Here is a 13,384-nt window from a genome sequence, read left to right on the forward strand (position 1 = left end):
GGTTTAAATTATTTTTTAAGAATGTTACCAGAAGCATCTGTATAAACGATCGATTTTTCACCTCGAACGGTTATTTCAATTTTGTACTCCTTTTTATCATTTACCCATGCTTTTTCAAGCACTACACCAGGATAAGCTTCATCTAAGCCTTTCTTCACAGCTGCCGGAACTCCGTCTACTTCTTTATATCCATCCTGATCATTAACTGTCTGCACCATTGGATTGGTTACAGCAGTGGTTTCTGCATGCATCGACAAACTGCCTAAGACAATTGCTGCCGATAAGATTAACTTTTTCATAGTTATAGTTTAAGGGTTAGACTTAATTATTTTTTAATCCAAGTTCCGTCTGCGTTAGCAAAAAGATTTCCTGTTTTATCTCCAACAGTTACTTCAAGTTTGTACTCAGATTTTGTGTTTTTAAATGCTTTAGAAAGCACAGCATCTGGATATGCTTTTTTAAGAGCATCTGTTACAGCTGTCGGAACTTCTTCCAATTTGATTTCTGTATAATCATCTTGGATAGAGATTGTTTTTACGATTGTATTTGAAACTGGAGAAGTTGAAGCAAATGATGTTAAACCTCCCAAAACGATTGCGGCTGATAAAAATAAATTTTTCATGATAGTTGTTTTTTAATATAGTTAATTTGATCTTAGTATTCTTGATACGGATTTTCACAAGACCTTAAGTTTAAGATTATTGTTTAATCCAAGTTCCGTCTGCATTTGCGAAAAGATTTCCAACTTTGTCGCCAACAGTAACGTCAAGTTTATACTGTGCTTTTTCGTTTTTATATGCTTTAGTAATTACTGCTTCTGGATATGCTTTTTTCAAAGCTTCTGTAATAGCAGCTGGTAATTCTTCTAATTTGATTTCTGTGTATTCGTCTTCAATAGAAATCGTTTTTACGATTGTGTTTGATGTTTGTATAGTTGAAGCGAATGAAGTTAAACTTCCTAAAACAATTGCGGCTGATAAAAATAATTTTTTCATAACGTATATATTTAAATTAATAGTTGTTTACGCTTTAAGTAATGAAATTATTATGCCGTAAAAGAAAAGAGCCATGCCAAAGATCGTAAAACACTATATTTAAACACTTTACATCAAATATAGCAAAAAAAGAGAAAATTGAAAAGGTGTGTAAAAGAGAAAAATGTGTGTAATAAGTAAACACTTATAGTGTAACCTTGAAGGGGAATTCCAAATTTTAAATTCCAAATTCCAAGTTTAAAGTTTTATGTTCCAAGTTTGGAATTTGGAATTTGAGATTTGAAGCTTTATAAAAAAAGGCCGTCAATATTGACGGCCTTTAAATTATTCTGGACTATTCATTTTAAATGTATCCATAAATGCAGTTGTATAATCTCCTGCAATATATTTTGGATCATCCATTAATTGTCTGTGGAAAGGGATTGTAGTTTTCACACCTTCAATTACGAACTCATCCAAAGCTCTTCGCATTTTGCTGATAGCTTCTTCACGAGATTGTGCAGTTGTAATTAACTTAGCAATCATTGAATCGTAGTTTGGCGGAATGCTATATCCTGAGTATACGTGAGTATCTAAACGCACTCCGTGTCCTCCTGGCATATGAAGCGTAGTAATTTTTCCTGGTGAAGGACGAAAATCGTTATAAGGATCTTCAGCATTAATACGAACTTCGATAGCGTGTAATTGTGGAAGGTAGTTTTTTCCTGAAATTGGAATTCCAGCAGCAACCATAATTTGCTCGCGAATCAAATCATAATCGATAACTTGTTCTGTGATTGGGTGCTCAACTTGAATACGAGTATTCATTTCCATGAAGTAGAAGTTTCTGTGTTTATCAACCAAAAATTCCACAGTTCCAGCTCCTTCATATTTAATAAACTCAGCAGCTTTTACAGCAGCTTCCCCCATTCTTGTACGAAGTTCGTCTGTCATGAAAGGTGAAGGTGTTTCTTCAGTAAGTTTTTGGTGACGTCTTTGAACAGAACAATCTCTTTCAGAAAGGTGACATGCTTTACCATAAGAATCTCCAACAACTTGAATTTCGATATGACGTGGCTCTTCAATAAGTTTTTCCATGTACATTCCATCATTACCAAAAGCTGCAGCAGCTTCTTGACGCGCGCTTTCCCAAGCTTTTAAAAGATCTTCCTCTTTCCAGATGGCACGCATACCTTTTCCACCACCACCAGCAGTAGCTTTCATCATTACTGGATAGCCAATTTCTTTAGCTACTTCTTTTGCATGTTCGTATGATTCTAATAAACCGTCTGAACCTGGTACACAAGGAACTCCTGCAGCTTTCATTGTTTCTTTTGCAGTAGCTTTATCTCCCATTCGGTCGATCATTTCTGGAGCTGCACCGATAAATTTAATTCCGTGCTCTTGACAGATTTTAGAGAATTTAGCATTCTCAGAAAGAAATCCATAACCTGGATGAATTGCATCTGCGTTTGTAATTTCTGCAGCTGCAATAATATTTGACATTTTCAAATACGATAAGTTACTCGGAGGAGGACCAATACAAACCGCTTCGTCAGCAAATTTAACATGTAAACTTTCTGCGTCGGCTGTAGAGTAAACTGCAACAGTTTTAATTCCCATTTCCTTACATGTACGAATTACACGTAGTGCAATTTCTCCTCTATTCGCAATTAATATTTTTTTAAACATCTTATTTTAATTAGATAATTAGACAATTTGATAATTAGATAATTTTAGATGATTAACAAAACTTTTTTCGAACCATTCTAAAATCTAAAATCTAAAATCTAAATTTATTTATGATGGATCTACTAAGAATAAAGGTTGGTCAAATTCAACTGGAGACATATCGTCAACAAGAATTTTTACAATTTTACCAGAAACTTCAGATTCGATTTCGTTGAATAATTTCATTGCTTCAATTACGCAAAGAACATCACCTTTAGATACAGTGCTTCCAACTTCTGTGAAAACTGGTTTATCTGGAGATGGTTTTCTATAGAATGTTCCAATGATTGGAGATTTTATAGTAACATATTTAGAATCGTCAGAAGCAGGTTTCTCCGGAGTTACACTTACAACTGTTGGAGCTGTAACTTGTGGAACTGCCGCTTGAGGTAAAGCTGCTTGAGTTGGTAATTGCTGTACATAAGTTGCCTCAGTTACATTTGTTTCTAAAGTTGTTCTGATCGTGATTTTTACATCATCCATTTCTAACTTCACTTCTGCAACGCCCGAATTTGCAACAAATTTGATTAGGTTTTGAATTTCTTTTAAATCCATAATGATTCGTGTTTAGTTTTAATTTATTTCTTATCGTAAGCCCATTTTAAATAGATAGATCCCCAAGTGAATCCACCACCAAAAGCGGCAAAGATAACATTATCTCCTTTTTTAAGCTTATCTTCAAAGTCAGCCAATACTAATGGTAAAGTTCCAGAAGTAGTATTACCGTATCTCTCAATGTTTACCAGCACTTTAGACTCATCTAATTCTAACCTTCCTGCAGTAGCATCGATAATACGTTTGTTAGCTTGATGCGGTACTAACCAGTCCACATCTTGATTTGTCAAATTATTTCTTTGTAAAATCAATTCGCTGGCATCAGCCATATTAGTTACAGCATATTTGAAAACAGTTTTACCGTCTTGCATAATATTGTGCTGTCTGTTTTTTATAGTTTCTTCTGAAGGCGGAATCAAAGAACCTCCTGCGGGAATTTTAAGAAAATCTCGTCCAACACCATCACTTCTTAAATACTCATCCTGCAATCCTAAACCTTCATAATTTGGTTCGAAAAGAACTGCACCAGCTCCATCTCCAAAAATAATACAAGTTGCTCTGTCTGTATAGTCTACAATTGATGACATTTTATCAGCACCAATTAAAAGCACTTTTTTGTAACGTCCTGACTGAACATATGCTGCAGCTGTCGACATTCCGTATAAGAAACTTGAACATGCAGCCTGCAAATCGTATGAGAATGCATTTGTTGCCCCAATTTCTGTAGCAACATAGACTCCTGTAGAAGCGACCATCATATCTGGTGTTGCAGTTGCCATTATAATCATATCAATCTCAAGCGGATCAATATTTGCTTTTGCAATTAAATCCTTTGCTGCTTGTATCGCAAGGTACGAAGTACCTTTATCAGCATCTTTAAGAATTCTTCTTTCTTTAATTCCTGTTCGAGCGGTAATCCACTCATCATTGGTATCAACCATTGTTTCTAGTACTTGGTTCGAAAGAACGAAGTCAGGAACATAAGCTCCAACAGCGGTAATTGCGGCTGTGATTGTATTCATTATATTCTATTATTTTCCTTTCAAATTATCATTAATTTGAAAAATTTTTAAAAGGCTTGAAAATTACAAAAAAAAACGTAACGAATTTGTCTATATTTTCCTAAAAAACGAAAATTATAACCAACAAAAAAAACTCTCACTATGTGAGAGTTCTAGTATAATTTACAAAAACGTATTAAGCAACCGCTTCAGATTTATCGATAACAACTTGCCCTCTGTAGTACATTTTACCTTCATGCCAGTAAGCTCTGTGGTATAAATGTGCCTCACCTGTAATAGGACATGTAGCGATTTGAGCTACAGTAGCTTTGTAATGTGTTCTTCTCTTATCTCTTCTTGTTTTCGAGGTTTTTCTCTTAGGATGTGCCATTTTACTATATTATTTATCCGTTAATAGTTTCTTTAATTTTTCCCAACGCGGGTCAATATCTTCTTCTTTGTTACTCTCTTCCTTTTGTTCTTTCACACTTAACTCATTCAATTTTGTTAAAGCTTCTGTTTGCAGACTTCCATCTTTAACACCTGGATGAATTCTTTTTTGAGGTACTGAAAGCGCGATCATTTCATAAATATACTGCGCAACATCTATCTCATGTTCACCATGTGGCAAAATCAACAACTCTTCATTATCATTATTAAATTCCTCTCCAAAGCGAACTATTAACTTCATTTTCCCTTTTATAGGTAAATCAAAATCTTCGCCTGTTAGATCACAAGGCACATTTACTGTTCCTTTGTGTTTGAATTCTAATTCTAACATAGTACTTTTCTTTTCGAAAAGCAAATTGACTTTAATATCCGAACTTTGAAACTCTTCGTACTCAAAATTCTTAAAGAACTCGTTATTTATCTGATACTCAAAATGGTGTTTTCCTAGTTTTAATCCTACGAAAGGAATTAAAAATTCTTTTGTTTTGCTCATTTCAACATCAATTTGAACAATTCAAATCTAAAACTAGATATCTGAATTGGGGTGCAAAGATATAAAATTATTATAAATCTAATAATCTTATTCACCTTTTTTTGTTTATAACTGTTTTTCTTTTATTTTAAGAGGTTTTTGGCTAATCTCCTCATACTGATTACGCGAGCGAAAAATATCGATTGCAAGATAGACTGCCTCTTTAAATGAATTGTAATCTGCCGTGTCTTTTCCAGCTATATCATAAGCTGTACCATGATCTGGAGAGGTTCTAACTCTATTTAGACCAGCTGTATAATTAACTCCTTTTCCAAAAGATAATGTTTTGAACGGAATTAATCCTTGATCGTGATACATTGCCACAATAGCATCATATTTTTCATATTGACTGCTTCCAAAAAAACCATCTGCAGGAAATGGACCAAAAACCATTGTTCCAGAATCAAAGATTTTCTTTAAAGTAGGTTTTAAAATCAAATCATCTTCTTTTCCAATCACTCCTCCATCACCAGCATGCGGATTTAATCCTAAAACTGCAATTTTTGGTTTCACAATACTAAAATCTTGAATTAAAGACTTTCTAATAGTTTCTATCTTTTTAGCGATTAATTCTTCTGTTAGATGAGAAGCAACTTCGTTTAACGGCACATGATCCGTAATTAAACCTACTCGCAAATTATCTTGAACCATCATCATAAGCGCATCGCCCTCTAATTCCTGATTTAAATAATCGGTGTGGCCTGGAAATTTAAAATCTTCAGACTGTATATTATATTTATTGATAGGAGCTGTTACCAGGACATCAATTTCGCCGTCTTTCAAAGCTTTTGTTGCAGCCGTAAAAGATTTTATAGCATACTCCCCTATTTTCGGATCATTTACTCCAAAATTTATATCAACTCCTTCTCTCCAAAGATTCAAAACATTTACTTTTCCTGGAATAATTTGATCTAGTTTATCAACACCATGAAATTGAACTGTCGATGTAAAGCTTTTTCTAACAAAAGAAAGAATTTTAGCATTTGCAAAAATAACCGGCGTACACAATTCCAACATACGAGAATCTTCGAATGTTTTCAGTATAACTTCGCTTCCAATACCGTTTAAATCTCCAACCGAAATTCCAACAATTATATTTTCTGCTTTTTTATTCATGAGCTCAGTTTATTTATTACTAATTTTGATGTGCAAATTTAGTAAAATAAAACCACAATGTTTACAGGAATTATAGAAACACTTGGAAGGGTTCACGAAATCAGAAAAGATCAAAACAATCTTCACATAACAGTTGACTCTTCAATAACACACGAATTAAAAATAGACCAGAGCGTTTCGCATAACGGAATATGCCTTACAGTTGTAGCAATTAAAGATTCTCTTTACACTGTAACCGCAATTGACGAAACGATTTTAAAAACAAATATAGGCGATTGGAAAACTGGCGATATCGTAAACCTAGAAAGAGGGATGAAACTTGGCGACCGTTTGGACGGACATATTGTACAAGGTCACGTAGACCAAACTGGAACTTGCATCAAAATTGAAGAAGCAAACGGAAGCTGGAATTATACTTTTGAGTACGACAAAACCCAAAACAACATCACGATCGAAAAAGGTTCGATTACAATAAATGGAGTAAGTCTTACCGTTGTAAATTCTAAAACGAATGAATTTAGCGTCTCAATTATTCCGTACACTTATGAACACACAAATTTTAAAGATTTCAAAGTTGGAACAAAAATCAACCTTGAATTTGATGTAGTCGGAAAATATATTTCCAGGCTTTATTCGATCAATAAATAGCCCTGTCGTTTATCCATAAAAAAGGCTTCAATTTAAATTGAAGCCTTTTTTATTTGATTTCTATATATCGCAGTTAACCCTAAAGCTAGACCTCCAATTACTAAAATTATAATATTTTGATCTATTGGTATATTTCCTTGTTCATTACAAGGAATACCGTCTGAATCATCGCAGTCACCTGCAGTCATAGTTTTGGAACTTAAGTTCGGCGCTGGAGGGCCGCTCTCATTTTCAGCTGTAACTAATAAAACATTTAAAAATAAGGCGATTACTAAAAATGGGGCTTTTAGATTTTTCATAAATTCAAGCTATTGCAAAATGCAAGTCTAGATAATTATCGATAAATATTCTTTAATAGAAATTTCGCACAAATGCATTCCTACTTCCAAAATCTTGGAACAAAAGTATAAGTTTTTTACAGAAAAGCAACTTTTAATTTAAAAAAGCCGAAACAAATTTTAACATTTTATTTTTCAGATTACACTAATCCTTTTCTGAAAACGTTCTAGAGGACAATCTCTTTTTTTTCAACGCTATCCAATACAATCATGAGCTTATAAGAATTTACTTATTCTAAGCAAAACTGTTGCATTCGAATAAATTCATATATAAAAAAGTAATTGGATTAATTTCTAAGCACACGAGAGAATATTATCAAATTAATATATTTGTACAATCCAATTCAGACGCATCTCAATCATAATCAAAATGAAAAACAAATATACAGTCGGAAGTTTATATGCAGGCGTGGGCGGTATTTGTTTAGGTTTCGAAAATGCAGGTTTCAAATTGGAATGGGCAAATGAATTTGACAAAAAAGCCTGTGTAACTTACCGAAACAATTTTGAGCACAAACTTATTGAAGGCGATGTAATGCAGCTCGATGTAAAGAAACTCAACAAAATAGACATTCTTACCGCTGGTTTTCCTTGCCAGCCTTTTTCTCTTGCGGGCCACAGAAAAGGCTTTAAAGACAGCAGAGGGAATCATTTTTTCAAAATATTAGATTTTATTGATGAAATGAGACCTAAAGTGGTATTTCTCGAAAATGTCAAAAATTTGAAAGGCCATGACAAAGGAAATACCATGAAAGTAATTCAGCGTGAAATCAAAAAACGCAATTACACTTTTGACAGCGCCATCTTAAATACTAAAGATTTTGGAAACATTCCACACAACCGCGAACGAATTTTCATGATTGCGTTTGATAAGGATTTCGTTAAAAAAGGTTTTAAATTTAATTTTCCTAAAAAAGAAGAATTAACCCAAAAAGTTACCGATTTAATCATAAAAGAAAAAGTCGATAAAAAATTCTATTACACAGAAGACAAATACATGTATAACACACTGAAAGAATCGGTTGTGAGAGAAGATAGAATTTATCAGTTCAGAAGACATTACGTACGAGAAAACAAAAAAGAAGTGTGCCCTACTCTAACTGCAAATATGGGAACTGGCGGACACAACGTTCCAATTATCACAACAGAATTCGGTTTTAGAAAATTAACTCCAAGAGAGTGTTTTCGCTTTCAAGGCTTTCCTGACAGTTATAAATTGCCTAAGATTTCTAATTCTAGTCTTTACAAGCAAGCGGGTAATTCGGTAAGCATGCCAGTTATTGAGAGACTTGCTTCAGAAATATTCAAATGCATTGAAAAGATCGAAGCCAAACAATTAAAAGCAGAAAAGGTTTAAATACTCAAAAGCATAATCGTTCCTTCGATTTTTGCCAGACAGACTTCAAGGTTTCTCTCAATATCTTTACTCCAAAATCTAAGAACAGTCCAATTTTTATTAATTAGAAAAGAATTGACTTCTTCATCTCGCTGTATATTCCTTTCAATTTTCGGAATCCAATATTCTCGATTCGTTTTAATTCTTAATTGTTCCGTTTCCCAATCTTTTCCATGAAAGAATTCGCTATCAACAAAAATGGCAATTTTATATTTGGCAAAAGTAAGATCAGGTCTTCCAAATATCTTTTTATTATTTTTTCGATATCTGTAGCCCAATTTCCATAATGCTTTTGCAAGCCTTACTTCGCCTTTTGTAGCAGTACTTTTTATCGCCTGCATAGTTTTTCTCCTCTGTTCGGGAGTCAATCTATCCATCTGAAGATTAAATTTGTTTCGGATGGATAAAGTTAAAACATTTTAAAGGAATAAATATTCAATTATGGAGCGTCAAAATTTCAATTTTCACATTTTAAAAGTGCCAAAAAACAAAAAGCCTCTACATTTCTGTAAAGGCTTTGTACTTCTAAAAGAGTGGTCCCACCTGGGCTCGAACCAGGGACCACCTGATTATGAGTCAGGTGCTCTAACCAGCTGAGCTATAGGACCGGTTTAGAGGATGCAATATTACTACTATTTTTCATTCACTCCAAATATTTTAAGACATCATTTGAATTTTATTTTAAATCTTTTTTTGAATCTCAAAAACGAAATTGATTTTCAACATCTTATTCAAAAATTAAAATGCCATTTTTTTATTTAATTTCTTGACAAAGTTCCACCAAAACACCATTTGTATTCTTCGGATGCAGAAAAACAACCAATTTATTGTCGGCTCCTTTCTTCGGAACTTCGTTAATCAAGACAAAACCTTCACTTTTTAGACGGATAATTTCAGCTTCAATATCATCAACATCAAAAGCGATATGATGAATCCCTTCTCCTTTTTTCTCCAGAAATTTAGCAATTGGACTTTCAGGATTTGTCGCAACCAAAAGTTCGATTTTATTATTTCCAGTTTGAAAAAAAGAGGTTAAAACGCCTTCGCTTTCTACAGCTTCCATTTTATAAGACGGAACGCCAAGCATTTTTTCGAACAAAATATTGGCATCGTCCATATTCTTAACTGCAATCCCGATATGCTCTATTTTATTTACCATTTCTCTTATCTTGATTGATTTATATAAGTATTAAAATAACCACATTCTGCAATTACATCCTGATAATATTTCGTATCAGAATAGTCTTTTCTCAACGCTTTAAATGAGTTCCAGGCAATAAAATTAACTTTATCATCTTGAATTTCCCAATAGCTCTTTAATGCATTATATTTTTTATTGTAATAATCATTTCTTTCACATTTCGAAATCAGATACAAACATTTTGCTTTTTGTTCTTTGTTTGATGCCGCTTCAAAAGCTTTTTGATAATACATTTTCGAAACCGAATTATTCGTAATCATTTCTTTCATTGTATTTCTAAATGAATATGGACTAGAACCATAACCAACAATATTATTTTCATAGAAAGTTCTTCCGTTTCCAAAATGAGAAATATTATAAAACGCATTTCCTAATAAAAGACTGTTTGTATAAACATCTTCTTTCTGAGCCAATTTATCTTGCATTTCTTTTATTGTAGTCAAGAAATCCATGAAAGTATATTTTCTTTTCTGATACGCCGCGTGATCACAATCGTGACAGTCTTTTATACTTCCGTTAAACGGATTTCCTAAAAATTTATAATACTGAACCGAATCGGTTTGTTTCATAAACTCGATTGCTTCCGGAATTTTGTTTTTGAATGTTGACTGAACTGCTTGAAAATTATTAATATCTTTCAGTTTCAAACTATAAATTCCTGCGCCAATATTTTCTATTTCAGTTTTATTTGGCTTAGCCAAAAATGTTTTAATTCCTAATAGTTTCTTTTCATCATCATAAAACGAATTTCCATCATTCCAATAACTATAACGAGATTCACCAAAAATTTCAGCCATAACCAAATTGCCGCTTTCTTTATAAAGATTTGACAAATAACTTCTGCTCCATGATGAAGCATTCTGATAACGAAATTCTTGTCCTTTATAATTTTTAGGAAGTTCATAATACAGCCAATTCAAATCGGCTAGAATTGTTTTTTCGTTTTTATCTGTCAGCTTATCTATTTTGCTCAAATTATTTACAAAACGCAATAATCGAATTTGATATTTAGCCAATTCCGTTTTTGGAAGTGTTTTTTCAGCTTTCGTATAATTCTTATCCGCATTGGCATAATCGCCTTTTAGCGTTTGAAGATATCCAATTGCAAGATCCCATAAGTATGGTTTTTCGGTATTTCCAGCAGCAGAAATTTTTGCAATTAAATCAACTGCACCGTTATCGATTTTTGCTTTATTTTCATTTTTATTCTCTGCAACAGTCTGCGGTGTTGGCGGCTTGCTATAATCTCCGCTACTCACCTGAAATGAATTATTTATTTTTTGTTCTAACGAATTAACCAATCTCGTTCCAAGATAATTTAAATGTTCACTTTTTGGATCTAACTCGTAGATTTTTTCAATCGCTTGTTTTTCATCTTTGTAATATCCGTGAATTGCCCAAAGTGCAGCTTTTTCTTTATTGCTTTTTGCCATGGCTAAAGCTTTAGTCCAATCTGATTCGTTTTTTGGTTTAAAACTATAAGCCGTAACCACTCTTAATTCTGGACATTTATCAAAAACCTGAGCATATAAATAATTAGAAGTTGCATATTTTTTTTGCTTATAATTTATTCCAGCAACATAAGCTAAAGCACGATAATACAAAGTATTCTTGGCAACAGAACTTTCGGTTTTATTAAAAAAATCAATTGCTTTTTGTTTGTCGTTACTATAAAAGCGAGCTTTCATAGTCAAGAACCAATATCTGTTTTTCAAAAACGGGTCTGACAAAGTATTGTACACATTTTCTATAGACTGAATCATTTTGGCATCATTGAAAGTTTTTGCCACAACAGGATCATAACTCCAATAATCTTCGCCAATTGAAACCGTTTCAATTTTCTGAGCCAAATACAAAAATTCGACAAAGTTTTTCACTTTATCATCTTTCAAATTCAGCTTTTTACCCCATTTCTGAGAGCTTTTGTTTTCTTTTTTTGTTTTATAAAAAACATGCAAGTCTTCTATTTCTTCTTTGTTTTTGATGGCATTTTTTTCATCAGAGTAATATCTTGGCTTTTCATCTCCAATTAAAAAATAATTCACTGTCGTTGTATCTACTTTTCCTTTAAGATAATCTGCCCAATCTGATTTTATGTTTTTGTTAAAACGAGAATTATGCTGGGTATCAAAACCGATTCCGTAGAAAATTCCGCCCGATAAAAACAAAGGCGAGTATGATTTGTCAGCAAAAGTTTCTGGTGTAAAATTTGAATTGTAAGCTCCAAAATAATCCCAATCTCCATCTGCGCAGGCATAAATTATTCCGCAAGCAAAAAGGAATGCGGCACTAAAACCAAGAAACAACTTGCTTAAAAATATTCTTTTCATAATTATTTAAATTGAATTCGTCTAAATCGTAAAATATAATTTCGTTTGGCTTTTCGACAAGATTGTCTTGCAAATCTTCTGCCATTTCTTTTAAATCTTCTGTTTTAATTTCCTCTATTTTCAGTAGATCATTTTCTTCATAAAAAACACCATTTTTATAATTGGAATGTTTTGCCTTGAAAAAAATTGGGCTTGTTTTTTCAAAATCAGAATCTTTCTCTAATGTTGAAACGCTCATTTTAGAACGAAGTCCGATCACTTTATTGTCTCTAATATGAACTCCCCAAGAATAAATTGGAAATGCAAAATCGAGATGCAACGGATATTTCTTTAAACTCTTAAGATATCGCTCTGCCACTTTCTGATCGTAAATAGAATTTAACGAATCTGGCGCAATCGAACCCATATTATAATACATCAGAACTCCAGAATCTACATTTGGGATTTTTGTCTTTTTGAAGTATTTCACCTGATGCAGTCGAATGGTCGCTGAAAGTTTCTTTTTCGAAAGCTTTTTAAAAGTCTCTATAAACTTCAAATAATTCTCTTTGCTATTCAGTGTCCAATCGCAGTCAATTTGAATTTCCTGACAAGAAATTTTGTTTTTAAAATTGATTTGTTCTATAAAATCAAAAGTTTTTTGAGCCAGATTTTCTACATCGAGATTGGGTTGCAACATGACCTTGTTTTGAATAAAAACTACTGGAACAATTGTATATTCTTTTGGATTTTCTTCAAATCGGATTGGGCTAATGGGAATTGGAAAATTGGTTTCTGGATGGAGTCCGATGTCAAAATACCTCACATACAGTTTTTGAACATTATTCTCATCCAAAACTTTTTTTTCTGTATTTGAAAATTTGAACATCGTTTTCCAGTAATAAAAGGAGATTACAGGTTTTTCATTTTTAGTGCATGACAACATTAAAAAAAGAAACAAAACTGGAAAAAATCGCTTGAACAAAACTTAGAAATTACATTTTAATTCAAAAGTAAGAAATTATATCATTTTAAAATATTTAAATCACTAATTTTTTAGAAGATTCGCAAAAATCCTAAATCCTAATAAATGGCTAAAAAATTTCAATTAAAGCAAATATAATCGTTATTTT

16 protein-coding genes and 1 tRNA gene are annotated in these 13,384 nt (G+C 32.7%); 2 read left to right on the plus strand and 15 right to left on the minus strand.

The features are described from left to right. Window positions 1-8: 8 nt before the first annotated feature. From NU08_RS07895 to pdxA, 9 genes are all read right to left on the minus strand, one after another. Window positions 9-299 carry a hypothetical protein gene (locus NU08_RS07895; RefSeq protein ID WP_129746601.1) on the minus strand — a complete coding sequence of 97 codons (291 nt, stop codon included), beginning with the start codon at window positions 297-299 and terminating at the stop codon, window positions 9-11. Between the two features lie 26 nt (window positions 300-325). Continuing rightward, the gene (locus NU08_RS07900; RefSeq protein ID WP_129746602.1) at window positions 326-622 is read right to left on the minus strand and encodes a hypothetical protein; all 297 of its coding nucleotides are present in this window, start codon (window positions 620-622) and stop codon (window positions 326-328) included. Between the two features lie 76 nt (window positions 623-698). After that, window positions 699-995 carry a hypothetical protein gene (locus NU08_RS07905; RefSeq protein ID WP_129746603.1) on the minus strand — a complete coding sequence of 99 codons (297 nt, stop codon included), beginning with the start codon at window positions 993-995 and terminating at the stop codon, window positions 699-701. Window positions 996-1,319: 324 nt separating this feature from the next. Then, window positions 1,320-2,666 (minus strand): acetyl-CoA carboxylase biotin carboxylase subunit, encoded by a 1,347-nt coding sequence (gene accC, locus NU08_RS07910; protein WP_129746604.1) that lies wholly within the window; start codon window positions 2,664-2,666, stop codon window positions 1,320-1,322. 108 nt (window positions 2,667-2,774) lie between these two features. After that, the gene (gene accB, locus NU08_RS07915; RefSeq protein ID WP_129746605.1) at window positions 2,775-3,260 is read right to left on the minus strand and encodes an acetyl-CoA carboxylase biotin carboxyl carrier protein; all 486 of its coding nucleotides are present in this window, start codon (window positions 3,258-3,260) and stop codon (window positions 2,775-2,777) included. 23 nt (window positions 3,261-3,283) lie between these two features. Then, the gene (locus tag NU08_RS07920; RefSeq protein ID WP_008465216.1) at window positions 3,284-4,282 is read right to left on the minus strand and encodes a beta-ketoacyl-ACP synthase III; all 999 of its coding nucleotides are present in this window, start codon (window positions 4,280-4,282) and stop codon (window positions 3,284-3,286) included. Between the two features lie 175 nt (window positions 4,283-4,457). Beyond that, window positions 4,458-4,652, minus strand: coding sequence for a 50S ribosomal protein L32 (gene rpmF / locus NU08_RS07925; RefSeq protein ID WP_008465217.1), 195 nt, complete (start codon window positions 4,650-4,652; stop codon window positions 4,458-4,460). A gap of 9 nt (window positions 4,653-4,661) precedes the next feature. Continuing rightward, a complete protein-coding gene (locus NU08_RS07930; RefSeq protein ID WP_129746606.1) occupies window positions 4,662-5,204 on the minus strand; it encodes a YceD family protein in 543 nt (180 codons plus the stop codon). Window positions 5,205-5,309: 105 nt separating this feature from the next. Next, window positions 5,310-6,359 carry a 4-hydroxythreonine-4-phosphate dehydrogenase PdxA gene (gene pdxA / locus NU08_RS07935; protein ID WP_129746607.1) on the minus strand — a complete coding sequence of 350 codons (1,050 nt, stop codon included), beginning with the start codon at window positions 6,357-6,359 and terminating at the stop codon, window positions 5,310-5,312. Between the two features lie 57 nt (window positions 6,360-6,416). On the opposite strand from pdxA, the gene NU08_RS07940 reads away from it, so the two are divergent. Then, entirely contained in the window at window positions 6,417-7,007 is a 591-nt protein-coding gene (locus NU08_RS07940; protein ID WP_129746608.1) for a riboflavin synthase, read from the plus strand. 32 nt (window positions 7,008-7,039) lie between these two features. Here NU08_RS07940 and NU08_RS07945 read toward each other — a convergent pair whose 3' ends face one another. Continuing rightward, window positions 7,040-7,306 carry a hypothetical protein gene (locus NU08_RS07945; protein WP_129746609.1) on the minus strand — a complete coding sequence of 89 codons (267 nt, stop codon included), beginning with the start codon at window positions 7,304-7,306 and terminating at the stop codon, window positions 7,040-7,042. 409 nt (window positions 7,307-7,715) lie between these two features. On the opposite strand from NU08_RS07945, the gene dcm reads away from it, so the two are divergent. Beyond that, window positions 7,716-8,702 (plus strand): DNA (cytosine-5-)-methyltransferase, encoded by a 987-nt coding sequence (gene dcm / locus NU08_RS07950; protein ID WP_129746610.1) that lies wholly within the window; start codon window positions 7,716-7,718, stop codon window positions 8,700-8,702. On the opposite strand, the gene NU08_RS07955 is transcribed toward dcm, so the two are convergent. The 5 genes from NU08_RS07955 to NU08_RS07975 form a co-directional block, all read right to left on the minus strand. Beyond that, complete coding sequence (locus tag NU08_RS07955; RefSeq protein WP_129746611.1) at window positions 8,699-9,118, minus strand: very short patch repair endonuclease; 420 nt, start codon at window positions 9,116-9,118, stop codon at window positions 8,699-8,701. The two genes, dcm and NU08_RS07955, sit on opposite strands and share 4 nt — an antisense overlap. 157 nt (window positions 9,119-9,275) lie before the next feature. Next, window positions 9,276-9,349: transfer RNA gene (locus NU08_RS07960), tRNA-Ile, on the minus strand. Window positions 9,350-9,495: 146 nt separating this feature from the next. Then, window positions 9,496-9,900: a methylmalonyl-CoA epimerase gene (gene mce / locus NU08_RS07965; protein WP_129746612.1), complete on the minus strand. Its 405-nt coding sequence runs from the start codon at window positions 9,898-9,900 to the stop codon at window positions 9,496-9,498. A gap of 5 nt (window positions 9,901-9,905) precedes the next feature. Continuing rightward, window positions 9,906-12,272 (minus strand): hypothetical protein, encoded by a 2,367-nt coding sequence (locus NU08_RS07970; protein WP_129746613.1) that lies wholly within the window; start codon window positions 12,270-12,272, stop codon window positions 9,906-9,908. Continuing rightward, window positions 12,232-13,140: a hypothetical protein gene (locus NU08_RS07975; protein ID WP_129746614.1), complete on the minus strand. Its 909-nt coding sequence runs from the start codon at window positions 13,138-13,140 to the stop codon at window positions 12,232-12,234. Before NU08_RS07975 ends, NU08_RS07970 begins: the two co-directional genes overlap by 41 nt. Between the last annotated feature and the right edge of the window lie 244 nt (window positions 13,141-13,384).

The sequence above is a fragment of the Flavobacterium anhuiense genome (genome assembly GCF_004151235.1).
In the GTDB taxonomy this organism is placed as follows: domain Bacteria; phylum Bacteroidota; class Bacteroidia; order Flavobacteriales; family Flavobacteriaceae; genus Flavobacterium; species Flavobacterium anhuiense_A.

Excerpts from the sequence above, each read along its gene's own strand:
- NU08_RS07895 (WP_129746601.1), bottom strand. The coding sequence starts at position 299 with ATGAAAAAGTTAATCTTATCGGCAGCAATTGTCTTAGGCAGTTTGTCG.
- NU08_RS07900 (WP_129746602.1), bottom strand. The coding sequence starts at position 622 with ATGAAAAATTTATTTTTATCAGCCGCAATCGTTTTGGGAGGTTTAACA.
- NU08_RS07905 (WP_129746603.1), bottom strand. The coding sequence starts at position 995 with ATGAAAAAATTATTTTTATCAGCCGCAATTGTTTTAGGAAGTTTAACT.
- accC (WP_129746604.1), bottom strand. The coding sequence starts at position 2,666 with ATGTTTAAAAAAATATTAATTGCGAATAGAGGAGAAATTGCACTACGT.
- accB (WP_129746605.1), bottom strand. The coding sequence starts at position 3,260 with ATGGATTTAAAAGAAATTCAAAACCTAATCAAATTTGTTGCAAATTCG.
- NU08_RS07920 (WP_008465216.1), bottom strand. The coding sequence starts at position 4,282 with ATGAATACAATCACAGCCGCAATTACCGCTGTTGGAGCTTATGTTCCT.
- rpmF (WP_008465217.1), bottom strand. The coding sequence starts at position 4,652 with ATGGCACATCCTAAGAGAAAAACCTCGAAAACAAGAAGAGATAAGAGA.
- NU08_RS07930 (WP_129746606.1), bottom strand. The coding sequence starts at position 5,204 with ATGAGCAAAACAAAAGAATTTTTAATTCCTTTCGTAGGATTAAAACTA.
- pdxA (WP_129746607.1), bottom strand. The coding sequence starts at position 6,359 with ATGAATAAAAAAGCAGAAAATATAATTGTTGGAATTTCGGTTGGAGAT.
- NU08_RS07940 (WP_129746608.1), top strand. The coding sequence starts at position 6,417 with ATGTTTACAGGAATTATAGAAACACTTGGAAGGGTTCACGAAATCAGA.
- NU08_RS07945 (WP_129746609.1), bottom strand. The coding sequence starts at position 7,306 with ATGAAAAATCTAAAAGCCCCATTTTTAGTAATCGCCTTATTTTTAAAT.
- dcm (WP_129746610.1), top strand. The coding sequence starts at position 7,716 with ATGAAAAACAAATATACAGTCGGAAGTTTATATGCAGGCGTGGGCGGT.
- NU08_RS07955 (WP_129746611.1), bottom strand. The coding sequence starts at position 9,118 with ATGGATAGATTGACTCCCGAACAGAGGAGAAAAACTATGCAGGCGATA.
- mce (WP_129746612.1), bottom strand. The coding sequence starts at position 9,900 with ATGGTAAATAAAATAGAGCATATCGGGATTGCAGTTAAGAATATGGAC.
- NU08_RS07970 (WP_129746613.1), bottom strand. The coding sequence starts at position 12,272 with ATGAAAAGAATATTTTTAAGCAAGTTGTTTCTTGGTTTTAGTGCCGCA.
- NU08_RS07975 (WP_129746614.1), bottom strand. The coding sequence starts at position 13,140 with ATGTTCAAATTTTCAAATACAGAAAAAAAAGTTTTGGATGAGAATAAT.